This is a genomic window from Paramixta manurensis (assembly GCF_013285385.1).
GTDB lineage: Bacteria > Pseudomonadota > Gammaproteobacteria > Enterobacterales > Enterobacteriaceae > Paramixta > Paramixta manurensis.
Window position 1 is genome coordinate 760,160 of the sequence record NZ_CP054212.1, and the last position, 24,254, is coordinate 784,413.

Sequence of the window (24,254 nt, forward strand, 5' to 3'; positions counted from 1 at the left end):
CATGGATAATCACGCGGCGCGTAAGGATGACGACCTCATCCATTCCAGTATTTTCGCGGACATCACCAGCATTGTAGCGGAAGGTGCGGCCTATGCGGTTATCGGCGCTGCCGTGGGCGCAGCGGCGGCGGCTGCCGCACCGTTAGCCGGTGCCGGTGCCGTGGCTGCCGGTCTGGCCGCCGTGGGCTCCAGTTGCTTACTCAGCGGCATTATCGGCGGCGTGCTGGCGAACCTGACCGGCGTGGCGGATGACATTTCCGCTGCTGCTTCCGGGCTTGGCAACTTCCTCTTCCCACCGTCGGTCAGCGGCAAGATAACCAGCGGAGCGGTTAATGTATTAACCAACGGTAAACAGGCTGCGCGGGCGGCGGGTAAAGCGCCGGATGCCAGAACGCCGCCGCCGGAACCACAATCCCCGCTCAGTTTTCTCGACTACGGACGTGAACTGTTGGGCGCCGCCGGGCAGATAGCCAGTTCCTTCTGGCAACCGGTGGTCGCCGGTCCGGCGGCGGGCGCCTCGCCACTGCAGCAGGACACCATTTCCTGTGAAAAACACTCTGGCCCGCAGTATCTGGCGGAAGGTTCGTCAACGGTGTTGATTAACGGACAGCCAGCGGTGCGCGCCAGGGATCGCTCTACCTGTGAAGCGACGGTATCAGACGAGGTTTCGCCGGACGTGGTTATTGGCGGCAATGCGGTGGTGGTGCGTGAGATAAAAAGCGGCAAAACGCCGGGGCTGGCACTGGCGATGATGATATTGCCGCTGCTGCGTGGTCGACCGGGGCAGGTGCTGAAAAATATGCCCTGCGCGCTGGCAGGCGCCATCGGCGGTATGGCGGCGGACATGGCCGTCAACGCGGCATTTTCCTCGTTCTACCCGGTTCATGCCGCCACCGGCGTTAAGGTGCTGAATGATGATAACGATCTCGACTTCAGCCTGCCGGGGCGTTTTCCGCTGCGCTGGCAGCGCAACTACAACAGCCTGACGACGCGCGAAGGGTTGTTTGGTCGCGGCTGGGCGACGCTGTTCGATACTTACCTGGAACTGAATGGCGACGAAGCCACGCTGTACGACGAGACCGGGCGCGAACTGCGTTTTCAGCTCCCGGAGGTACGCGAGCCGCTATACAGCCTGAGTGAAGGGCTGATTATCCGGCGCGGGCCGGACGGCGCGCTGGTGATTGCCGACGATGATGGCAGCCGCTGGTGCCTCTATCGCCCAACGCGACATAACCCAGCGGTGCTGCGACTGGCTTCGGTCAGCGATGAGTATGCCAACGGGCTGGAACTGTCGTATGACGAAGCGGGGCGTCTGGTACGTCTCCATGATGCGCCCTGCGCCATTGACGTCACGCTGCACTACGAAGACACCCGCCATCCGCGCTGCGTGACCGCGCTGTCGCACTTTGACGGTGAGCGGCACTGGCCGCTAATGCGTTACGGCTATGACGGACACGGCCAACTGGCGACGGTCACCGATGCGGCGGAGGTGACCACCCGCGCGTTTCGTTACAACGATCAGCAACTGATGGTCTGGCACCGACTACCGGGCGGGCTGGAGAGCGAGTACCGCTGGGCGCATTTCGACCACTGGCGGGTAATCGAAAACCGCACCAGTACCGGTGACGGCTGCCGCATGGATTATGACCTTGATGCCGGGCTAACCACTGTCACCACTTATGATGGTGAAACCCGCCAGCATTATCAGAACGCGCAGGCACTGGTTACGCGCTTCGTTGACGAGCGCGGTGCAAGCTGGCTGTTTGACTGGGATGAGAACGAACAGCTTATCGCCACCACCGACCCACTCGGTAATACCGTACGCTACCGCTACGATGACGCCGGAAATCGCGTTGAGGAAATCGACGCAGACCATAACACCCGCGCCACGCAATGGCTGGCGCACCGTGCGTTACCCACGGCCGTAACGGAGGCCGATGGGGCCACCACACGTTTTTATTACGACGAGCGCCATGCGCTTTCACAGGTGGTACTGCCGGGTGGCGGCAGCGAACGCTTTGAGCGTGATGAATATGGTCAGGTCACGGCGCAGACCGATGCGGCGGGCGGCGTTCGCCGCCTGGAGTACAACGAGGCGGGGCAGGTGATCCGCGCCACAGATTGTTCCGGTTATACCACGCGCTACCGCTATCATCCGCTGGGCTGGCTGCTGGCAGAAATTACCGCCAACGGCGAGGAAACGCGCTATGAGTATGACGCCGCCGGTCGTCCGGTCGCGTTGTACCGGCCCGAGAACTGGCAGGAGACGCTGGAGTGGAGCCCACAGGGATTGCCGCTGGCGCACCATGCGGCGGACGGCAGGCGCAGCGAGTTCCGCTATGATGCCGCCGGTCGCCTGACCGCCACCCGCAATCCGCAGGGGCATGAGGTGCAGCGCGAGTACGACAATCGTGGACGCATGACGGCGCTGGTCAATGAAAACGGCGAGCGCTACGGTTTTAACTGGGGTAAGGGGTCGTTGCTGGAAGTGGAGACCGGGCTGGATGGTACGGTGACCCACTACGGATATGATGCCTGTGGGCGCACCGTCAGCCGTACCTTTGCTTACGGCACGCCGGACGCTTTCAGTCATCATTTTCGCTACGATCCACGCGGTATTTTGATCGCCCGCGCCACGCCGGAGGCGGAGACACGCTGGCAGGTTTCGGCAACCGGGCAACTGCTGCAGGCCTCGGTGCATCCGGCACTGGGCGACGGCGTCTACACCCGTGCGGCAGATCAGACGGTTCGGTTTGAGTATGATCCTTCCGGCGCGCTTATTGCCGAAGAAGGGGAGAACGGGCGCGTCGGGTATCAGTATGATGCGCTGGGCAACCGCACCGCCGTCACACTGCCAGACGGCCGACAGTTAAAGCAGCTTTACTATGGCAGCGGGCATCTGCTGAGCATTGCGCTGGACGGCCTGCCGGTCAGCGACTTTACCCGGGATACCCTGCACCGCGAGCTGAGCCGCAGCCAGGGTACGTTAACCAGCCGCAGCGGCTATGACCGGCTGGGGCGTTTACAGCAGCGCGATGTGTTCGCCGGACAGGCGCAGCGTCCGGCGCCGCGTCACTGGTCACGGCACTGGGACTACGACTATCGCAATAACCTGATACGGGAAGAGCAGGACGATAACCCGTTTAGCTGGCGGCGCTGGCAGTACGACAGCGCCGGGCGGCTGCTGAAGCAGGACGGGGCGCAACCGGACCATGAACAGTGGTCGTGGGACGCGGCTTCCAATCCGCAGGATGGAGGCGTGGCGCCGGTACGGCACAACCGGGTGACGCGGCTGAACGGCATTCACTGGCGTTATGACGCCTTCGGACGCGTTGCGGAGAAGGATAACGGGCGGGAGACGTGGCATTACCGCTATGACAGCGAGCACCGGCTGAGCGAGGTGGTGCACCGCACGCGTGGACGCGACCGGCCAGAGACCCACGTCAGCTTCCGCTACGACCCGCTGGGACGGCGCATCAGTAAAAGTCGCTGGCAGGCGCAGCACGGTCAGCGTCAGGGACGGGTACGCACCACGCGGTTCGTGTGGGAAGGGATGCGGCTGCTGCAGGAGATTCATGATGAGGTGCCGCTGACCTACGTGTATGCGGACCAGGGCAGCTATGAGCCGCTGGCGCGGATTGACGGCGTGAGCCAGCCGGAGATTTACTGGTTCCACTGTGCGCCGAACGGCATGCCGGAGCGGCTGACGGACACAGAGGGAGAGGTTCGGTGGCACGGCCACAACAGCGCGTGGGGCAAACTGCTGCGCGAGGAGCGGCTGAATGGCCCCGGTTACGCACAGAACCTGCGCATGCAGGGACAGTACCTGGACCGTGAGACCGGGTTACATTACAATTTATTCCGTTATTACGACCCGGACTGTGGGCGCTTCACGCAGCCGGACCCGATAGGGCTGGCGGGCGGGATAAATCTGTACCAGTATGCGCCGAATGCGCTGGGCTGGGTGGACCCGTGGGGGTTGATGAAATGTAGTGCTCCAAATGGTTACAAAAGTGGAGATGTCGATCCTCACGGAAAACTATCTCCGGGAGTTAATCGTGCAGTAGGGCATAAAAACAGTAAAGCTGATGGTTTTGTTCAAAGTCACCACCCTATTCAGGACGCATGGGCCAAGAAAAGAATTAATGATTATCAAAGAAATTCTGCTCCTGCAACGCTACTAAAATCGTCATCTGGTAGCCCGCATGCAGCTATCAGTACTGCACAGCGTGCCCGAAGAGCTGCAACTGGTGGCTGGGATACAACCCTGAAGCAAGAATTTAATATTAGCTATAAAGAAATGTTAGACGCTGGCGTGCCTACTAATCAGGCCCGTAAATCTCTCGGTGATGCATTTAAATATTTTGATAGACTCAGAGAAAGCAACATGGGCAATCCGTTCTTTGACATTTGATATGCTGTCGCATGAAATCAAGAGGTAACTAGTTGTGAATAAAAATGAAATTTTAGATGAGCTTAAGGTTGTCGAGAATAGTCTTAATATCAAGCTTCCAAATAAATACAAACAGTTCTCATCTGAGGAAGTAAAAGATATAGATGCTTACGAAATCCAGACAAGTCAGGGAAATACTGTATATATTTATAATTACAAAGACCTTTTAGAACGAAACGAAACATACACCATACAAGATGTTGAACCAGATTATTTATTAATAGGCCAAGATGGTGACCTTGGTTATTTTATAAATGTGAAAGATAATAGTGAACTCATCTATAGCTTAGATCTGGGCGCTCTTGGAAGTCTGGATATGGATGAAGAAGCTAAAGATATTTATGATTTAAGATCCTGATCCCAATAAAATATGATAAATAAAAGCCGGAAGCGATCCTAATGATATTGTCGGCTTTTTTACTTTTAACCGTCAGTTGTGTCTATACCACAATCAGTAGCAGACAACCTTCTTTGACCGTCACCGGACCATCGATGTTAAATTCCGCTTCCCTGAGCAAGTCGCCCTTAAAATGCAGGTCGGTATATTGCGGTCACTTTTTAAACGCCCGCACTGCGCCGTAGGTGGAGACCCGCTGGAACGGCGCATCAGTAAAAGTCGCTGGCAGGCGCAGCACGGTCAGCGTCAGGGGCGGGTACGCACCACGCGGTTCGTATGGGAAGGGATGCGGCTGCTGCAGGAGATTCATGATGAGGTGCCGCTGACCTACGTGTATACGGACCAGGGCAGCTATGAGCCGCTGGCGCGGATTGACGGCGTGAGCCAGCCGGAGATTTACTGGTTTCACTGTGCGCCGAACGGTATGCCGGAGCGGCTGACGGACGCGGAGGGTGAGGTTCGCTGGCACGGCCACAACAGTGCGTGGGGCAAACTGCTGCGCGAGGAGCGGCTGAACGGCCCCGGTTACGCACAGAACCAGCGCATGCTGGGACAGTACCTGGACCGTGACAAATTTGTCTGGAACAAATTTGAACAGCGCATAAGCGCTGGCCCCGAAGGGGTGAGCCTCATGGATGAGGCGAGTATTCCGGGTTACATTACAATTTATTCCGTTATTACGACCCGGACTGTGGGCGCTTCACGCAGCCGGACCCGATAGGGCTGGCAGGCGGGATCAACCTGTACCAGTATGCGCCGAATGCGTTGGGCTGGGTGGATCCTTGGGGGTTGATGAAGTGTGAAAGCAGCAGACCAACTAAACGCTTGCCTCCACATGTTGAAGGTGAATATTTATACAGGGGAATTCATCGAGGCCATCCAGACGAAGCTAATGCTCTTAAGGGACGTGTTACTCCTGGTAATATAAAGTCAAAAATTACTGAAGAAGAGCACAACACTGGCGAATTATCAGCAAACAGTCCTTTTACGTCATGGACAAGGGATCCTGATATTGCCAGAAAATTTGCTAAAGATGATGGTGTGATCTTAAGGGTCAGGACTGGTGCGCCTAAAGAAGGGGCTGGTTGGTCATGGGCATGGTCACCAGATAAATACTACGAGCAAGAAGTCCTCCTTAGAGGGCCTCGAAGCGGAGATATTGAGGTGTTCTTGCCATGAAAAAAAACACTTATGAACAATCAATTTTGTATTCCATATCACCAAGTCTTCTACGGCAATATATTGTATTAGATGATGTAAAAAATTTGCGTCTAATAGAAAAAGATCGCAGAAGGGCTATTGAAGAAATAGATATTCATATTGAGAATGTCCGAAAGAATAATAGTGATATAATTGGTTACTCACTACTTAAAAAAAATCTTGAATCTAGTTCTGATGAAACTGTTTATATTTTAAGTGGTTATGACATGAAATACGGATTTGATTTATATTTGGATAAATCAAAGTCACATCCTATTGGTGTTGCAATAATAAAACTTAGAATAAAAAGTGAAGAAGAGTTGAAATGGGAAAGAGAGGTGCTAGGTATTAAGCATTCCTGAATTAGAGCTGGAAGCGATCCCCATGATCCTTCCGGCTTTTGTTTCAGCTGCCAGCCCGGGACCGCAGCGACAGTTATTGGATCTGCTCAATCCCCCGCTCCTGCTGTTCAAGCCAAGTCTACTCCTGTCGCCGCCGGATCCACGGAAAAAAACGACGGGTAGATCAGCTGAGGGTACCGCTACGACAGCGAACATCGTTGACGGAAGTGACCGGTCAGTCTCGGGACCGCAACAAACCTCACACACAGGTGAGCTTCCGCTACGATCCACAGAGATGCTGCATCAGTAACCTCGGGAGATTTAGGGGATCTGTCAGTAAGGATTGACATATCTAATCCGCAAGGACTAAGGATGCTTTCAGGAAACGACCCCGGGGCAAATGAATTTTGGTTGCCCGAAAGGAAAACGTCCGGTGGAATACCTGAAGCGGTTATTAATCAAACTTCTGTAACTGATGCTGTGATTCAACCCATTGTGAAAAAGTAACGTATAAAGATCATGTATGGTTAAGGTGATATTTAGTGGCTATGGAATTGACATAATAGAAAATAATGGCATTTTTTATATTAAATATGACGATGGTGGTTTAATTAGTAAAGATATTGAATCAGAGATTATAAAAGAAGAAGCTATTAAAGCTCAATTGAGTTCTAAAGATGCTTCTGAAATAATTATTTTAACTCAAAAAAGAGACAAAATTAATCTGCCAAAAATTTAGATATATACTGATTATGAGAAATCCCTGCTCTGTATATGCGTTTGAGGACTGGCGGGCGGGATAAATCTGTACCAGTATGCGCCGAATGCGCTGGGGTTCGTGAGGAGGGGAATTGTAAGAATATCTGGAATGATTTCCAGAGTAGATCAAATAACATTCTCAAAGGAAGATCGGATTGTCGCTATGGCGGAGGCGTTTTTTGAGCACGCACCTATTTATACTTAATATCGTGGCAGAGGAGAAGGTACTTCTTAGATGTTATTGCGGAGCAACTAATAGTTTAGCGCTATTAACAAATAATCGGTTATCTACGGCTCAATGGATTATTGTGATAGCAGAGAAATAAAATATTAAATCGAAACTCATTAATATTACTTGAGGACAATGATTATGTCTGGATTAGAACAATATTACGCCGGAGATAAAAAATGGAAAAGTTATGTGGATTTTTATGCTGAAGATTATTTAGATGATAATGCTCGCTTACTTTCTGAAAAGCTAAATGGACATTTGGATCTGGCCATCATTATCTACGGTAAAAGAGGGATTAAAGAAGCTTTTTGGTGGATAGAGCAAGAGGTTCCGGCATTAGAAGGCATTAAGCCACTCGATTGTCTTCAGACTCCCGAATTACTCAACCGTCTTCGCGAATGTGTAATGCGTATGCCATAAATCTGATAAAAAACCGGAAGCGATCCCCGTGATCCTCCTGGCTTTTATTTTAGCCACCAGCCTGAGCCAATAACACCAGCGCCTGCTGCCGGGTGTGCTCAATCTCCCGCTTCTATTGTTCAAGCCGTTCCTGCTCCTGTCTCAGTTGGGTCTCCTCGCAACTGTCGGGGATCAGCATCAGACAGCCGTCCAGCACCTTCAGGCTCACATTATTTCCGTTTCATCCCATGCAAAAAGTTTCTGTCTATGGATTACGATGTAAGTGATATGCAATAGAAGGTTAAAATGAAAATTACTGGTACCCGTTCTTATATTGTCCTGGATGAAAATGGACGAAAAATCAAGGTGAAAGGTGAAATGATTGTTGGCGGATTTATTGCAGATGTTTCATCCATGAAAAAGTTTGAGCCGCCTTATGAAAATGAAGTGCTGACAGAGGGGATAAAGCGTGATTATATTGATAAGACCATCAAAAAAACTACTGGGACTCATATGGTTATTACATTTGAATAAAATTTGTTGATAAAAATTATCAGCAGAAGGTTCGTTAAGATTAGTCTAAAGTACGTTAATGTATTGATGAAGATAGCATGAAAGTAATTTATTTTAAGGGATTGTAATGATTGATCTACATACAGATGACAGCATTATCAATCGGTATGCAGAGCGTTATCATCATCTTTTACCCGTCAGTACCAGAAAACAGCAGCGCAGTATTGATGGAAATGAGAACGAAATCCCTTCATTTCGTTGGGACGCAAGTGTGTTGCAAATTAACGCTAAAGAAGATGCATTGAATAAAGCTAAGGGAAGCTTTTTGGGGTTAGCTGTCGGCGATGCGATTGGTACAACTTTAGAATTCACAGAAAGAGATAGTCATCACGTTTCTGACATGGTTGGTGGAGGACCTTTTCGCTTGAAGGCTGGCGAATGGACAGATGATACCTCAATGGCGATATGTTTAGCTGAGGCATGCCTGGAATCTGGCCGAATGGACGTCACTTCATTTAGGAAGAAATTAGTTGAATGGTATAAAAAAGGCGTAAATAGTGTCAATGGTCGCTGTTTTGATATTGGAATGACAACGCGTTATGCGTTAGAACAATATTTACTCCATGGTGAGTCATGGTTTGGGAACACAGAAAAAAGTACGGCGGGTAACGCAGGGATTATCAGGCAATCACCTGTCGTTATTTTTAATTGGCGTTCTCTTGAACGAATTTATTTCGATACCAAAGCGCAGAGTATGGCTACACATTGTGCAGCAGAGTCTATTTCTTCCTGCAATTATTTAGGCCTTTTATTGCATATGTTAATCAATGGTTATTCGAAAAATGATACTTTCTCTCCTCATGTATTTCCCTCCACGGCTAGGGTGCTAATTATTAATGCTGGTGAGTATAAAGAAAAGAAAAGGAATGAAATAAGATCAAGCGGGTATGTAATTGACACACTGGAAGCTGCAATATGGGCTGTCTGGAATACGAATAATTTTCGTGACGCGATTTTACTGGCAGCAAACTTAGGTGATGACGCTGATAGCGTTGCTGCAACTGCGGGTCAGTTAGCGGGAGCGCTTTATGGAATGTCTGGTATCCCTGAAGAATGGTTAAACAAACTAGCAGAAAAAGAACGATTAGAGTTACTTGCTAATAAATTATTTGTACAAGGCGAAAATAGAATATAAGCATGGTGCCGGGATGAAGTTCTGCTTTCTTCATTCTTGTGGTCTATATGTGATAGAAAGATATAAAAAAATTGGTAAGCATGAATACCTTGCTTGGTAATGATGATGGGAACACTTTATACTCATGGTTATCAGTAAAGATCATATACTTGTAGTAAGTGAAGGTCATCATGAAGCTGAAGAAAATAATTGTTAACCCATGGGGTTTCACACTTTATAAAAGAGATGACAATAGCTATATTTTAAAAGTAATGTTTAGTGAAGGAGATTATAAGGTTGATGTTGCCAGATACTTCATTATCAAAGCTGATGAGATTGGTCATACTGAAGATTTGGATAATGTAAAAAAATTATCAGAGCGTATCAGAAATGATTACGAATCCAATAAGGATAGAGAAATTAGTAAGGAAAAGTTTAATATCATGACTTGATTTTTTAAAAGTAACGAAAGCTATAAATAAAATCAAGGTGAAATGTAATTAAATTTTTTTAGGCGTGATAGATAGTTGCGCCTACTATTGTTATACGATCGTCTGAGTTGCAGTGCGGGAATGTATAAAATAACGCTATAGGAATGTACTTTTTTTCATACCAACTATATTACTCATCAGAGAGAGCCTGACCCTGACCCCGAATATGTTCCAGTCATAATCAGGAATAACCGGCCTCATGTTGGTTGCATATTCTGGCAACCGGTAGATTTCTCGGCGAATTCAGATGGCGTCATCCAGCCCAGCGCAGAATGAGGACGCCTCTGGTTATAGTGTATGCGCCAGGCTTCGATTTTGCACCGTGCATCCTCCAGCGACATGAACCAGTTTTCGTTCAGGCACTCCTGTCGCAGCCTGCCGTTGAACGACTCCACTGTGGCATTATCCGTTGGCGTTCCCGGTCGTGAGAAGTCTATACGGATCCCTCGCTCATATACCCACTTGTCCAGCATTTTTCCTGCAAATTCAGAGCCGTTATCGGTTTTCAGCACCTGTGGTAAAGGACGTCTGAGCGCAATGGTGTTCAGCATTTCTGCCACTTCTGTTGAACGCAAATTCTGGCCCACGCAGATCCCCAGACATTCGCGCGTGTAGAGATCGATTACCGTCAGCAGGCGCAGCCGCCGACCGTCAAACAACGCATCGGAGACAAAATCCATACCCCATACGTGGTTGGGATACAGCCCCTGCGGCTGGGGCTGACGTTTCAGCGCAGATTTATTGCGGCGGGGGCGTTTTAGTCGCAGCGACAGCCCCTGCTCACGGTAGAGCCGGTAGATGCGCTTGTGATTATCGCGCCAGCCTTCCCGCCTGAGCATCACGTGAACCCTGCGGTAGCCATAGTGGACCCGGGTTTCGGTGATCTCCCTGATACGAAGGCGGAGCGCGCTGTCGTCTGCCGCCACAGAGCGGTAGCGGAAAGAGCTGCGGCTGATCCGTAGCGCAAAACAGACCTGCCGCTCGCTGGCCCCGTAACGTGCCTGCAGGTCACGGACCCATTCGCGCAGACGCGACAGCGTCAGTTCTTTTTTGCCAGCACATCCTGCAGCATGGCCTTGTCGAGGCTGAGATCGGCAACCAGCTTCTTCAGCCTGAGATTCTCTTCTTCAAGCTGCCGCATGTGCTTCAGCTCAGAAGGGGAAATCCCGCCGTATTTTTTTCGCCAGGTGTAAAACGTGGCATCGGAGATGCCCAACTTACGGCAGACTTCGGGCACGCTCGTACCCAGTTCGGCCTGTTTCAGGGCAAAGACAATCTGCTCTTCGGTGAATCGTGACTTTTTCATCGGCACAACCTCCGCTCAGGGGAGTCATTATCATGCCGGAATTCTGTTTCTGAATGGAGCAGGATTTTGGGTCAGGGTCAAGCCTGAATATGAAAAGAAAAGGAGATATAGTAAATAATCTTTTGCAACTTTAAAAATGAGAGTCAAATGATCGATTTACGTACTGATGAATATCAATTAGAGATCTACGCAGAAAAATATAAGCATCTAATTCCTGTAACCTCCGACGAGGTACAGAAAAGAATGGAGTTTGATTATACTGTTCCCGTGTCTCAGCCTACGTTTGAACAACAACAAAAACGAGCAACCTGGGACCAGTCATTGAGTCAGATTATAAGTGACACAAAGGCTATGGATAAAGCCAAAGGCGCTTTAGTGGGGCTGGCAATTGGCGATGCTGTGGGCACAACCCTCGAGTTTCTTCCGCGAGATAAAGCATATGTTAATGATATGGTGGGGGGAGGGCCATTTAATTTGCAGCCGGGCGAGTGGACTGATGATACTTCGATGGCCCTTTGCCTTGCTGAAACCTATCTTGAATCTGGCCGTATGAGTACTCCCTTATTCCGGAGAAAACTGGTTCGTTGGTATAAACAGGGCGAAAACAGCTCTAATGGCGTTTGTTTTGATATAGGTAATACCACTTGTCATGCATTGCATGAATTTTTAGCAAAGGGTGATGCCTGGTATGGAAATACCGGAGCAGAAACGGCAGGTAATGCGGGCATTATAAGACAAGCACCTGTTTCTATTTTCAGAAGAAAATCATTTTACAGAACCTTTCGGGAATCGAAGTCCCAAAGTATGGCAACACATTGCGCTGCTGAATCAATGAGCAGTTGTCAATATCTTGGCTTGTTATTACACTATTTATTAAACGGTTATACGAAAGAAGAGACGTTTTCCCCCCATGTGTTTCCTTCGCCAGTAAGATTATTACTCATTAACGCTGGAGAATATAAACAGAAGTCGCGCGATCAAATTAGATCGAGCGGATATGTAATCGACACCCTCGAAGCGGCATTATGGGCTGTATGGCATACCGACAACTTTCGTGATGCTATTTTACTTGCAGCTAATTTAGCCGATGATGCTGACAGCGTTGCTGCGACGGCCGGTCAGTTAGCCGGAGCATTATATGGTTACTCGGCTATTCCACATGAATGGCTGCGTAAACTTGTTCAGCAAGAGCGAATTTCATCTTTGGCGGAGCAGTTATTTAAACTGGCTCCTGAGGACGATTGATTTTTTTGGATTAGATCTATTTAATTATTTTCTAAGAAGGTGTGGTTATTACTTAATAGATCCAATTGGCGTAAGTCAGAGCTTTTTAAATTAATCAGCAAGCGGCGGTTCCGGCCCCTAACGGGTTCGCGTCATTGCAACTGCCGCCGGGCGAATACCAATTTACCCTCTCGAACCAGGGCCAGGCGCCTTCAGCAGTTATGGCGCATTTGAAAGAGCAAGAAAAAATAAATTTCCCCTACCAGGTAATTAAGTGGCGCTCGCTACATGATTATGACGTACTCCATTAGGGGTAAAACGCTTTTATTGAACGTTACGCACAAGCGTGTTTGGCTGAGTATGACTGATCTCTTCCCTTTAAACTGTGCCAGCGTAATCGCCCGATGAGACGATTACGCCATACCCTTTCCGACAAAAAACTCTACCACTACTCCGCAGCCTGAAAGGCGTAATGGTCGCCTTTAGCCACAATATAGCCGACACCCGGGAAAGGGAAATGCGGAGCAAAAATCAGCTCATGGTCTGCCGCCAGTTTTGCCAGCAGCGCTTTACGGTTAGCAATCCCTTCAGCGCGATCATTATCATAAGCAATCGCCCACTCTGGTTTCGCAAGAGAAACGATGGCGCTGTGCGCCGAATCACCAATATCTAACAGGCGCGCTTTACCGGAAGTAACCTGGTAACCAACGTGTCCTGGCGTATGGCCCGGCAGGGAAACCGATTTGATGCCTGGCAGCACCTGGTCACCCGGCTGGAAGGTTTTAACCTGTGGCTGAATAATTTTTACTAACGCAGCCATTTTGGGCATGGTTTGCAGCCAAGCCCAATCCGGTGCCGAGATCTGTACCGTAGCATTGGCAAATGCTTGCTTGCCATCCGCCGTCACCAGCCCGCCGATATGGTCGCCGTGAACATGCGTGATCAGAACATCGGTAATCTGCTCAGGCTGGTAGCCCGCTTTCTCCAGGCTTGTTACCAACTGACCATGAACGGCAGGCCCAAGACCGGTATCCAGCAGAATATTTTTTTGGCCGTCTTTAATCAGCAAACCATCCACGCTGAGTTTAATACTCTCTGTCGGTGCGCCAGCGTTCGACAAGACATCCGCTACCGCCTTTTCCCCCACGCTCACGCCCACCACTTTGGCATCATTGGCAAGAAAGTTGTCCTTATCATGGAGCGCCGTTACCTGCAGTTTACCCACTTGAAAGGTTTTGAATGCCGGGGCATTGGCCGCCACGCTATCTGCCAGCGCGAAGGAGCAGTAACAGGCCGCAAGAAGGCCCGACACAATCAATTTTTTCATTATCAACGCTCTCCTGAATTAACCTGCAATGCGTGTTTTTAGTGCCTTATTAGCCTGCAAAATGGTGTTTGGTGAACAGGTAAACAACGGTATCACTTTTTAACTGCGACCATAACGGAAGAGGCTTTCACCAGCGCCACCAGGCGGCTCCCCGCCTTAAGCGCCATCTCCTCAGCCGCTTCATTTGTGACCCCTGCGGTTAACTCAAAACCGGCATCGGTTTGAACCTGTACGGTGGTATTAACCGCGCCTTCCTGAACCGTTTTAACCGTGCCTGGAAACTGGTTGCGGGCTGAGAACTGGTAACCGCACTCCTCACTCGCCAGAATGACCCACGGCGCTTTAATCAGGGCGATAGCCTGTTTGCCATTGACCAACCCCAACGCCTCTTTACTGGTGCGGGTGACAACGGCAACCAGCTTGCCTCCACCGTTTAGCGTTAATTCTATTTCGTCATTAACTGCGCCATCCGTGACGTTGCTGATGATACCGGCTAACTGATTACGAGCTGAAATGGTCATAGCGCTTCCTGTTGTGGCTTAAAAATAAAAGAGTATGTCAAACATAGGGCGAGTCGCTATGGTTTCCTGGTAATTTTCTGAGGTGTATTCGAATACCTTGGCTGATGCGAATAAATAGGCCGCGTTTGATAACCATTGGTTTGCACTATAAGCCGGAGGCTATCCGCATTTTCAAGGCAATTGATTAATTAACTCCATCATTAATCAACGCTTTTTCGCTTTCACCGTTTCGAACGCAGATGAAACCCCTATTATTCCCGTTATTCTCTGCCGTTCTCATTAAGACCGGTCTGACGTAATCTTTACACTTAATTCAAAACTATTTCTTAATAATCAGTGGGTAACAAACAACCGTTTTTTGCCACGAGATAAAGTGTTGGCGAATGTTAGTTTATGTGTTAAATATTTGTTTTATTCGTCGTCGTCTGGCTACGGTATCAGAACTAACTCTATAAAAAATCGAGGAAAAAATGAAAAAAGTCATATTGGGGTTGTTAATGGTGCTCACGCTTTCCGCCTGTTCCGGCGGTATGATGGGCGGAGAAGATAAATACAGCACAACGTATATCAAGTCACATATTGTGGAAGGCAAAACCACCAAATCTGAAGTTCAGGGGCTGTACGGCGTGCCTGATTCCAATTCAGAAAGCGCGTATGGCACCACCTGGCGGTTCAACAAAAACGGCGATATGAAAGATGCGTCAAGCCTTGCCGGGTACATCCCGGGCGCCAGTGCGATCACCAGTGCGCTTGGCATGGCGGACACCGCTTCCTCGGCGTCTGACAGTTACAATAAGGTTCAGGCCAAACGTAGCGGTAACTCGGCGATCACCCACGGTAGTTCACTTTACATCACCTTTAACCGCAGTGGCGTGGTGGATTACTGGAGCCTTGATTAAGCCTGTTGCGGTAAAAAAGCTCGCTGCGGCGAGCTTTTTTATTGCGTTTTTCCGGCGAGAAAAGCGGCATTTCACATTGTTAAACCGCTTCGGATCGGCGAAAATGCCGGCCATTGTGATTAATCGTCTGTGGTTTATGCCATGCGCACCGCGCGGCGGGACACAGCTTCAAGACCAGAAGACCTCCATGTCAAATGCTCCTTTTATGCAAGAAGTGGCGCGTCGCCGCACTTTTGCCATTATTTCGCACCCCGATGCCGGTAAAACCACCATCACCGAGAAAGTGTTGCTGTTCGGGCAGGCTATCCAGACTGCCGGTACGGTAAAAGGCCGTGGCTCTAATCAACATGCAAAGTCAGACTGGATGGAGATGGAGAAGCAGCGCGGTATCTCTATTACTACCTCGGTAATGCAGTTTCCCTACCGTGAAAGTCTGGTCAACCTGCTGGATACCCCAGGCCATGAAGACTTCTCGGAAGATACTTACCGCACACTAACCGCAGTGGACTGCTGCCTGATGGTGATTGATGCGGCTAAAGGTGTTGAAGATCGTACCCGTAAGTTGATGGAAGTGACTCGCCTGCGTGACACGCCGATCCTCACCTTTATGAACAAGCTGGATCGCGATATTCGTGATCCGATGGAGTTGCTGGATGAGGTTGAAAGCGAGCTGAAGATCGCTTGTGCGCCTATCACTTGGCCGATCGGCTGCGGTAAGTTGTTTAAAGGGGTTTACCATCTCTATAACGATGAAACCTACCTGTATCAGAGCGGCAAAGGCCACACTATCCAGGAAGTGCGTATTGTTAAAGGGCTGCATAATCCGGAGTTAGATAGCGCAGTGGGCGAAGATCTTGCCGCGCAACTGCGTGAAGAGCTGGAACTGGTGCAGGGCGCCTCGCATGAGTTTGAGCAGGAAGCGTTTCTGAACGGTGAGCTCTCGCCGGTCTTTTTCGGCACCGCGCTGGGTAACTTCGGCGTTGACCATATGCTGGATGGCCTGGTGTCTTGGGCGCCAACGCCGATGCCGCGTAAGACGGATGAGCGCACTGTTGAAGCGAAAGAAGAGAAGTTCACCGGCTTCGTGTTTAAAATTCAAGCCAATATGGACCCAAAACACCGTGACCGCGTGGCATTTATGCGTGTGGTGTCCGGCAAATATGAAAAAGGGATGAAGCTGCGCCAGGTGCGTACCGGTAAAGATGTGGTGATTGCCGATGCGTTAACCTTTATGGCGGGTGACCGCGCGCATGTTGAAGAGGCCTATCCGGGGGACATTATCGGGTTGCATAATCACGGCACCATCCAGATTGGCGATACCTTTACCCAAGGTGAAAATATCAAATTCACCGGTATTCCTAACTTTGCGCCTGAACTGTTCCGTCGCATCCGACTGCGCGATCCATTGAAGCAGAAACAACTGTTAAAAGGGCTGGTGCAACTCTCGGAAGAGGGGGCGGTGCAGGTGTTTCGCCCGGTGACCAATAACGATTTGATCGTTGGCGCGGTCGGGGTGCTACAGTTTGATGTGGTGGTGGCGCGTTTAAAAAGCGAATATAACGTTGAGGCTATTTATGAGTCGGTCAACGTCTCCACTGCCCGTTGGGTTGAATGTAATGATGCGAAGAAATTCGACGAGTTTCAGCGTAAAAATGAAGTTAACCTGGCGCTGGATGGCGGCGATAATCTGACCTATATCGCGCCGACCATGGTTAACCTGAACATTACCCAGGAACGCTACCCTGACGTGGTGTTCCGCAAAACACGCGAGCACTAATCGCGCCGGGCGGGAGCCTTCCCGCCCGTTTCTCTTCGCAACACCCCTCAGTTTGTTACAGACTCCTCTTAAAAACCCTTCATTTTTTCGCTTTTGCCTGTTTTTAAACCAAAAAAAGCTACCGAGTCCAGATTGTTGACTATGATTAAGCAGTCAGATGCACACAGTTCGGGCACAACGTACCGATTATGTCGGTTTTAATCCGTTACGCCGTTTGTAACGGTAACCCCCGCGGTTGCGGGAGGATAATCAGTGAGAAGGAAGATATCGATGAACAAGACTACGATGGCAAAAACGTTGATGGCGGTAATGGTAGGTTCAGCGCTGTTGAGTGGTTCCGCATTGGCGGAGAGCACCATTATGCAGAAAGCACAGGCCACCGCCGACAATACCGGTTCGAAAATCGATAGCTCTATGAAAAAAGTCGATGGCTTTATGGATGACAGCACGGTTACTGCCAAAGCGAAAGCGGCATTAGTTGATGATGCTGCGATTAAAAGTACCGACATCTCAGTGAACACCCATCAAGGCGTGGTGACGTTAAGTGGCTTTGTCACCTCTCAGGACCAGGCGGAAAAAGCGGTTGCCTTGGTGAAAAACGTGCAGGGCGTGAAATCCGTGAGTGACAAACTGCACGTTAAAGACGGTAAAAATGCCTCAATGAAGGGGTATGCAGGAGACGCGGCAACGACCAGTGAAATTAAAGCTAAACTATTAGCTGATGACATCGTGCCGTCGCGTAAGGTGAAAGTGGAAACCAATGATGGCGTGGTTCAGCTTTCCGGCTCGGTAGATAGTCAAGCGCAGTCATCGCGTGCGGAAGGAATCGCTAAAGCGATTGAAGGTGTGAAGAGCGTTAAGAACGATCTAAGCGTTAAACAGTAAGGTGATGAGTGACGCCGAACTTTTAGGCATCACCTTGATCCGTAAAAGAGAGAAGGTTCACGGGGTGGTTTTTTTCCGTTGAATTGAATGAGACACGCAGTTCGATTTTTCACTATGGTAAAGGAGAGGCTTATGTTCCGTTGGGGCATTATATTTCTTGTGATCGCGCTGATCGCAGCAGCATTAGGTTTTGGTGGTTTGGCTGGTACCGCAGCATGGGCGGCAAAAATTGTCTTCGTTGTTGGTATTATACTGTTCCTCATCAGCCTGTTTACCGGGCGTAAACGACCCTAGATCGGATTGCTAATCTGATTCACGTTGTACGGAGGCCAGTCATGAATAGCGACATTGTTGTTGGCAAATGGAAACAATTAAAAGGCCAAATGACGCAGTGGTGGGCAGAATGGTTTGATGATGATTCTGCCTGGATGACAGGGAACAATGACTGGCTCTCCGGGATCCTGCAAGAGGATTACGGAAAACGGCAAGAAGGGGTATCCTCAGAAGAAACACCACACTGAGGATCGCCGGTTGGGTACACGTATTCCTGTCACGCTCGGTACTATCGAGCCACTTGCACTGAAGCCTTTCCGGCCAGGGAAAATTGCCCTGGTCTGTGAAGGCGGCGGCCAACGCGGTATTTTTACCGCTGGCGTGCTGGATGAATTCCAGCGTGCGCAATTCAATCCCTTTCATCTGATGTTTGGCACCTCTGCCGGTGCGCAAAATCTCTCGGCTTATGTTTGTGGGCAAATGGGCTACGCCCGCCGTGTGATTACGCGTTACACCACCAATAAACTATTTTTTGATCCGTTACGCTTTGTGCGTGGCGGGCATCTTATCGATCTTGATTGGTTGATAGAGATCACTTCGCAAGAGTTCCCGCTCTCCATAGCTAAGGCCGAAACGCTATTTGCCGCCGGGAAAGAGTTCTATATGTGTGCTTGTCGCAGCGATGATTACACGCCTGGCTATTTCGCGCCAACGGCCGATACCTGGCTCAATATCATTAAAGCTTCAAGCGCGATTCCGGGCTTTTATCGTCCCGGCGTCGAGTTGGACGGTATTGGTTACCTTGATGGCGGCATCAGCGATGCGATTCCGGTGCGCGAAGCGGCACGGCGCGGCGCAGATACTATTGTGGTGATCCGTACCGTGCCTTCGCAAATGTATTACACGCCGCAATGGGTAAAGCGCATGGAGCGCTGGTTGGGTGAAAGTGCGCTACAGCCGCTGGTCAACATCCTGCAATTGCATGAGAAGAGCTATCACGAGATCCAGCAATTTATTGAGCAGCCGCCGGGGCGGCTGCGTATTATTGAAATTTATCCGCCCAAACCGCTCGCCAGTAGCGTACTGGGTAGCCGTATTGCATCACTGAATCAGGATTATCACTTAGGGCGTCGTTGTGGGCGCTATTTCCTCGCGACTTTAGGGCAATGGCTGAGTGAGGGCGATCGCGAGTCGTTTATCCGCCATCATCCGATTACGCCGCCCGCGCCGGTTGCGAATGAGCCGGACAGCGCCCCGATTATCCTCGACCCGGTAGCGGGTGATATTGTGGGCAATGATGCAAATTATGATGAAGATTCACTGGCATGACCTTTGTCGATACCCACTGCCATTTTGACTTCCCGCCATTTAGCGGGGATGAAGCAGCCAGCCTGGCGCAAGCACAGCAGGCTGGCGTCGAGAAGGTTATCGTACCTGCGGTGGATGCCTCGCGTTTTCAAACTGTGCTGTCGTTAGCGGAACAACATGCGCCGCTGTATGCTGCGCTTGGTCTGCACCCAATGGCGGTTGCCGTCCATAATGATGCCAGCCTGGCGTTACTGGAGCAGCATCTACGGCAGGGTTCAGAAAAGCTGGTGGCGATTGGTGAGATCGGGCTTGATCTGTATATGGAAAATCCGCTGTTTGAAAAACAACAGGCCTTGCTGGATGCCCAACTGCGTCTGGCGCGCGAGTACCAGTTGCCGGTGATTCTGCATTCACGGCGCACGCACGATAAATTAGCCATGCATTTACGTCGTATCGAGGTGCCTCGTCGTGGCGTGGTGCACGGTTTTGCCGGGAGCTTACAGCAGGCGCAGGCATTTATTGATGCCGGTTATGCGATTGGCGTCGGTGGGACTATCACCTATCCGCGCGCTACTAAAACCCGCACCACTATCGCTAAGCTCCCTCTGTCCGCCTTATTACTGGAAACCGATGCGCCAGACATGCCACTCAACGGTTTTCAGGGGCAACCCAATCGACCCGAGCGCATCCGTAACGTTTGGCAGATATTATGCGAACTGCGTACGGAAACACCGGAAACGCTGGCGAATGCGCTGCGTGAAAATACGCGCCGGGTATTTGCTCTGTAGGCGTATTTCCTCGCTTACCTCTCCTTTTTTTCATCTTGATGCATTTTTCCCTATGACGCTGGCTGAATAATGTTAGAATTATAACATTATCGTGATAGCCGATTATCATCTGCCCTAACGGTGTCGTCTGGCCCGCACGGGCAGCGATTAAATGTGATGTTAGTCACGATTGGTTTTTAGTATCGACAGCTGTTTCTTAATTAAATGTGATTGTGAGCACGGTAATGGGGGCGGGCAAAACGTTAGAATAGTAACATTCTGGCGAGTTAGCTCGCTTTTCGCGGTGAGATGGATCTCAACGACTCTTCATGGAACCAAGGCCTCGTGTTGAGTATCCCATTGTTGGAAAGCTCACTGAAATTGTTTACCGGAGAGTACCATGACTGATGTTACCGCTGCGGCGCTGCGCGCGCTCAAATTGATGGATCTGACGACTTTGAATGATGATGACACCGACGCGAAAGTGATTGCGTTGTGCCATCAGGCCAAATCCCCCGCAGGCAATACTGCGGCTATCTGTATCTATCCTCGTTTTATTCCGGTGGCCCGCAAAGCCTTGCGTGAACAGGGAACGCCGGAGATTCGTATCGCGACCGTGACCAATTTTCCGCATGGCAATGATGATATTGATATTGCGTTGGCGGAGACGCGCGCCGCTATCGCCTATGGCGCCGATGAGGTTGACGTGGTGTTTCCGTACCGCGCGTTGATTGCCGGTAATACGCAGGTGGGTTTTGAGCTGGTGAAAGCCTGTAAAGAAGCTTGTGCGCAAGCTAACGTGTTGCTGAAAGTGATTATTGAAACCGGTGAGTTAAAACAAGAAGCGTTGATTCGTCAGGCCTCTGAAATTGCGATTGAGGCTGGCGCCGATTTTATTAAAACCTCTACCGGTAAGGTGCCGGTTAATGCGACGCCGGAAGTGGCGCAGATCATGATGAGCGTGATCCGGGATAAGGGTGTGCAGGCGAGCGTTGGTTTCAAACCGGCGGGCGGTGTGCGTACCGCTGATGATGCCGCACTCTATCTGAAACTGGCCGATGATATTCTCGGCAGTGAGTGGGCCGATGCGCGTCATTTCCGTTTTGGCGCTTCCAGCCTGCTGGCGAGTTTGCTGAACGCGGCCGGTTACCAGAGCGCCGCCAGCGACAGTAAATACTAATCTGCCACCCAGGTAAACGTTCATCCGACGCGGTGGGCGTTTACCGGGTTTGACCGACTTTTTCTCGCCTTGACCGATTCGATTAAACAGGGGGTTACCTTGTTTTTGCCACAAGAAATTATCCGTAAAAAACGTGACGGCCACGCATTAAAGGAAGACGAAATTCGTTTCTTTATTAATGGGGTACGTGACAACACCGTTTCCGAAGGCCAAATCGCCGCGCTGGCGATGACCATCTGGTTCCATGATATGTCGTTGCCTGAACGTGTTGCGTTGACCATGGCGATGCGTGACTCTGGCAGCGTGTTGAACTGGGGCAGCCTCAATCTTAATGGGCCAGTGGTGGATAAACATTCAACCGGCGGCGTGGGGGATGTAACCTCGCTAATGCTAGGCCCGATGGTTGCGGCCTGCGGCGGCTATGTGCCGATGATTTCCGGGCGCGGTCTCGGTCATACCGGTGGAACGCTGGATAAACTGGAAGCGATTCCCGGCTTCGATATTTTCCCGAGCGATGATGCCTTCCGCCGCATCATTAAAGAGGTTGGCGTGGCGATTATTGGGCAGACCAATTCGCTGGCGCCAGCGGACAAACGTTTTTATGCGACGCGCGATATTACCGCCACTGTTGATTCGATCCCGCTGATTACCGCCTCCATTTTGGCGAAAAAACTGGCCGAAGGGTTGGATGCGTTGGTGATGGACGTCAAAGTGGGATCGGGTGCGTTTATGCCAACCTTTGCGCAGTCAGAACAACTGGCGCAAGCGATTGTTGGCGTGGCAAATGGCGCAGGCTGTAAAACAACGGCCTTGCTCACCGATATGAATCAAGTGTTGGCCTCCAGCGCCGGTAATGCGCTGGAAGTCCGTGAAGCGGTGCAGTTCCTGACCGGCGTTTACCGTAATCCGCGGTTGTTAGAAGTGACGCTGGCGCTTTGTAGCGAAATGCTGCAATCCGGTGGGCTCGCGAAAGATGATGCCGATGCGCGCCGCCAACTCCAGGCGGTATTAGATAACGGCAAGGCCGCCGAGGTGTTTGCCCGCATGGTCGCCGCTCAACAAGGGCCAGTCGATTTTATCGAAAAGCTCGATCATTACTTACCGGCGCCAATGCTGAGCAAAGCCGTTTACGCCGACCGTTCAGGGATTGTCAGTTCAATGGATACCCGCGCCTTGGGCATGGCGGTCGTCGCCATGGGCGGCGGGCGCCGCCGCGCCAGCGACACCATTGATTACAGTGTTGGGTTGAGCGAAATGGCGCAGTTAGGTGAGGTCGTCGATCAACAACGCCCACTGGCAGTGATTCATGCCGCCACTGAAACGCAGTGGCAAGAGGCGGCACAGGCGGTGAAAGCGGCAGTAACGATAGGTGCCGAAGCCGCGCCAGAAACACCGGTTATCTATCGCAGAATTACGCAATAAGCGTCATCTGGTCGTCATTCTTTCGCTCAGCGCCTACCCGCAACGCGAATGATTTAGGGTATACTGTTCTGATCGCTTTTTTTTAAATTCTCATCGCGTTTACGCGCAGGAGACTTGCATGAAACGTGCATTTATCATGGTGTTGGATTCCTTCGGGATCGGCGCCAGTAAGGACGCCGACACGTTCGGCGATAAAGGCTCAGATACGCTCGGTCACATTGCTGAAGCGTGTTTTAACGGTGAGGCGGATAAAGGCCGTAAAGGCCCGCTAAACCTGCCGAATTTGACCGCGTTAGGTTTGGGGAAAGCGGCGGAAGAATCCACCGGTAAATTCCCGCCGGGGCTGGATAAAAATGCCGAAATTATCGGTGCTTATGCTTACGCCAGCGAACTCTCATCCGGTAAAGATACCCCGTCAGGGCACTGGGAAATCGCCGGAGTGCCGGTACTGTTTGATTGGGGCTACTTTAGCGACAAAGAGAACAGCTTCCCACAAGAACTGCTGGATAAATTAGTCGAACGCGCCGGTTTGCCGGGTTACCTCGGTAACTGCCACTCCTCCGGTACCGTGATCCTCGATCAGTTGGGTGAGGAGCATATGAAAACCGGCAAGCCGATTTTTTACACCTCGGCGGATTCGGTGTTCCAGATTGCCTGCCACGAAGAAACGTTCGGGCTTGATCGTTTGTATGAGCTGTGTGAGATTGCGCGTGAAGAGCTGACCGAAGGCGGCTACAACATTGGCCGCGTTATTGCGCGCCCGTTTGTTGGCGATAAACCCGGTCACTTTGAACGTACCGGTAACCGTCACGATCTGGCGGTTGAGCCGCCGTCTCCTACCATCCTGAAAAAGCTGGTGGATGAGCAAAATGGCGAAGTGATTTCGGTTGGTAAGATCGCGGATATTTACGCACAAGTGGGTATCACCAAAAAAGTGAAAGCCACCGGGTTAGATGCGTTGTTCGATGCGACAATCAAAGAGATGGCGTCGGCGCCGGATAATTCGATTGTTTTCACCAACTTTGTGGATTTTGACTCCGCGTGGGGCCATCGTCGCGATGTTGCCGGTTACGCTGGTGGGCTGGAGTTGTTCGACCGTCGTTTACCAGAACTGATGGCGCTGGTGAAAGAGGGCGATATTCTGATTCTGACTGCCGATCACGGTTGCGATCCCACTTGGCAGGGTACCGATCATACGCGCGAGCATATTCCGGTACTGATCTACGGCCCACAGGTGAAACCAGGTTCGCTGGGTTACCGTGATACCTTTGCCGACATCGGCCAGACGGTGGCGAAATATTTTGGCCTTTCCGCTATGGAATACGGCAAAAGCATGCTGTAACGCGGTATGCATTTCTCTTTTTCGGGGCCGTTAAATCCGGCTCCGACATTTATCTTCAAGGAAT

The 24,254-nt window shown here is 50.7% G+C and carries 22 protein-coding genes and 2 pseudogenes; 21 read left to right on the forward strand and 3 right to left on the reverse strand.

Annotated features, from left to right (window positions below; translation table 11 throughout):
* The first annotated feature begins 1 nt into the window (after position 1).
* From PMPD1_RS03760 to PMPD1_RS03800, 9 genes and pseudogenes are all read left to right on the forward strand, one after another.
* Positions 2–4,414: an RHS repeat-associated core domain-containing protein gene (locus PMPD1_RS03760; RefSeq protein ID WP_354292779.1), complete on the forward strand. Its 4,413-nt coding sequence runs from the start codon at positions 2–4 to the stop codon at positions 4,412–4,414.
* A gap of 34 nt (positions 4,415–4,448) precedes the next feature.
* A complete protein-coding gene (locus tag PMPD1_RS03765) occupies positions 4,449–4,811 on the forward strand; it encodes an SMI1/KNR4 family protein (protein ID WP_173632776.1) in 363 nt (120 codons plus the stop codon).
* Between the two features lie 229 nt (positions 4,812–5,040).
* Positions 5,041–6,029, forward strand: a pseudogene (locus tag PMPD1_RS22850) (RHS repeat domain-containing protein); the annotation flags it as partial.
* Positions 6,026–6,412, forward strand: coding sequence for a hypothetical protein (locus PMPD1_RS03775; RefSeq protein WP_173632777.1), 387 nt, complete (start codon positions 6,026–6,028; stop codon positions 6,410–6,412). The pseudogene PMPD1_RS22850 and the gene PMPD1_RS03775, both read left to right, overlap by 4 nt.
* A 502-nt stretch (positions 6,413–6,914) precedes the next feature.
* The gene (locus PMPD1_RS03780) at positions 6,915–7,130 is read left to right on the forward strand and encodes a hypothetical protein (protein ID WP_173632778.1); all 216 of its coding nucleotides are present in this window, start codon (positions 6,915–6,917) and stop codon (positions 7,128–7,130) included.
* A 390-nt stretch (positions 7,131–7,520) separates the two neighbouring features.
* Positions 7,521–7,802 (forward strand): hypothetical protein, encoded by a 282-nt coding sequence (locus PMPD1_RS03785; RefSeq protein WP_173632779.1) that lies wholly within the window; start codon positions 7,521–7,523, stop codon positions 7,800–7,802.
* Positions 7,803–8,087: 285 nt separating this feature from the next.
* Positions 8,088–8,315, forward strand: coding sequence for an Imm74 family immunity protein (locus PMPD1_RS03790; protein WP_173632780.1), 228 nt, complete (start codon positions 8,088–8,090; stop codon positions 8,313–8,315).
* 106 nt (positions 8,316–8,421) lie between these two features.
* Complete coding sequence (gene tri1 / locus PMPD1_RS03795) at positions 8,422–9,489, forward strand: ADP-ribosylarginine hydrolase Tri1 (RefSeq protein ID WP_173632781.1); 1,068 nt, start codon at positions 8,422–8,424, stop codon at positions 9,487–9,489.
* A 170-nt stretch (positions 9,490–9,659) separates the two neighbouring features.
* Positions 9,660–9,920 (forward strand): hypothetical protein, encoded by a 261-nt coding sequence (locus PMPD1_RS03800; protein ID WP_173632782.1) that lies wholly within the window; start codon positions 9,660–9,662, stop codon positions 9,918–9,920.
* A gap of 236 nt (positions 9,921–10,156) precedes the next feature.
* Here PMPD1_RS03800 and PMPD1_RS03805 read toward each other — a convergent pair.
* Positions 10,157–11,265 (reverse strand): IS3 family transposase gene (locus tag PMPD1_RS03805; protein ID WP_173632783.1). Its coding sequence is split into 2 segments (ribosomal slippage): positions 10,157–11,004 and positions 11,004–11,265, totalling 1,110 coding nucleotides; the frame shifts between segments, so codons are not numbered across the junction.
* A gap of 147 nt (positions 11,266–11,412) precedes the next feature.
* Between PMPD1_RS03805 and tri1 (PMPD1_RS03810) the strand changes: the two genes are divergently transcribed.
* Positions 11,413–12,510, forward strand: coding sequence for an ADP-ribosylarginine hydrolase Tri1 (gene tri1 / locus PMPD1_RS03810; RefSeq protein ID WP_173632784.1), 1,098 nt, complete (start codon positions 11,413–11,415; stop codon positions 12,508–12,510).
* A 98-nt stretch (positions 12,511–12,608) separates the two neighbouring features.
* A pseudogene (locus tag PMPD1_RS22855) lies at positions 12,609–12,800 on the forward strand (hypothetical protein); the annotation flags it as partial.
* 137 nt (positions 12,801–12,937) lie between these two features.
* Here PMPD1_RS22855 and PMPD1_RS03815 read toward each other — a convergent pair.
* On the reverse strand, positions 12,938–13,816 hold the full coding sequence (locus PMPD1_RS03815) for an MBL fold metallo-hydrolase (protein ID WP_173632785.1): 879 nt from the start codon (positions 13,814–13,816) through the stop codon (positions 12,938–12,940).
* Between the two features lie 92 nt (positions 13,817–13,908).
* On the reverse strand, positions 13,909–14,337 hold the full coding sequence (locus PMPD1_RS03820) for a TOBE domain-containing protein (protein ID WP_173632786.1): 429 nt from the start codon (positions 14,335–14,337) through the stop codon (positions 13,909–13,911).
* Between the two features lie 470 nt (positions 14,338–14,807).
* Between PMPD1_RS03820 and PMPD1_RS03825 the strand changes: the two genes are divergently transcribed.
* The 10 genes from PMPD1_RS03825 (at position 14,808) to deoB (ending at position 24,190) form a co-directional block, all read left to right on the forward strand.
* Positions 14,808–15,236: a lipoprotein gene (locus PMPD1_RS03825; protein WP_173632787.1), complete on the forward strand. Its 429-nt coding sequence runs from the start codon at positions 14,808–14,810 to the stop codon at positions 15,234–15,236.
* A 187-nt stretch (positions 15,237–15,423) separates the two neighbouring features.
* Positions 15,424–17,013, forward strand: a complete 1,590-nt coding sequence (gene prfC, locus PMPD1_RS03830) for a peptide chain release factor 3 (protein WP_173632788.1) — start codon at positions 15,424–15,426, stop codon at positions 17,011–17,013.
* A gap of 270 nt (positions 17,014–17,283) precedes the next feature.
* Positions 17,284–17,898: a molecular chaperone OsmY gene (gene osmY, locus PMPD1_RS03835; protein ID WP_173632789.1), complete on the forward strand. Its 615-nt coding sequence runs from the start codon at positions 17,284–17,286 to the stop codon at positions 17,896–17,898.
* Between the two features lie 132 nt (positions 17,899–18,030).
* Complete coding sequence (locus tag PMPD1_RS03840; RefSeq protein ID WP_173632790.1) at positions 18,031–18,192, forward strand: DUF1328 domain-containing protein; 162 nt, start codon at positions 18,031–18,033, stop codon at positions 18,190–18,192.
* A 41-nt stretch (positions 18,193–18,233) separates the two neighbouring features.
* Positions 18,234–18,419 carry a CsbD family protein gene (locus PMPD1_RS03845; RefSeq protein WP_173632791.1) on the forward strand — a complete coding sequence of 62 codons (186 nt, stop codon included), beginning with the start codon at positions 18,234–18,236 and terminating at the stop codon, positions 18,417–18,419.
* A 10-nt stretch (positions 18,420–18,429) separates the two neighbouring features.
* On the forward strand, positions 18,430–19,500 hold the full coding sequence (locus PMPD1_RS03850) for a patatin-like phospholipase family protein (RefSeq protein ID WP_173632792.1): 1,071 nt from the start codon (positions 18,430–18,432) through the stop codon (positions 19,498–19,500).
* Positions 19,497–20,267: a TatD family hydrolase gene (locus PMPD1_RS03855; RefSeq protein WP_173632793.1), complete on the forward strand. Its 771-nt coding sequence runs from the start codon at positions 19,497–19,499 to the stop codon at positions 20,265–20,267. Before PMPD1_RS03850 ends, PMPD1_RS03855 begins: the two co-directional genes overlap by 4 nt.
* A 379-nt stretch (positions 20,268–20,646) precedes the next feature.
* Positions 20,647–21,426 (forward strand): deoxyribose-phosphate aldolase, encoded by a 780-nt coding sequence (deoC, locus tag PMPD1_RS03860; RefSeq protein WP_173632794.1) that lies wholly within the window; start codon positions 20,647–20,649, stop codon positions 21,424–21,426.
* 99 nt (positions 21,427–21,525) lie between these two features.
* Positions 21,526–22,848, forward strand: coding sequence for a thymidine phosphorylase (gene deoA, locus PMPD1_RS03865; protein ID WP_173632795.1), 1,323 nt, complete (start codon positions 21,526–21,528; stop codon positions 22,846–22,848).
* 118 nt (positions 22,849–22,966) lie between these two features.
* Positions 22,967–24,190: a phosphopentomutase gene (gene deoB / locus PMPD1_RS03870; protein WP_173632796.1), complete on the forward strand. Its 1,224-nt coding sequence runs from the start codon at positions 22,967–22,969 to the stop codon at positions 24,188–24,190.
* Positions 24,191–24,254: the final 64 nt, after the last annotated feature.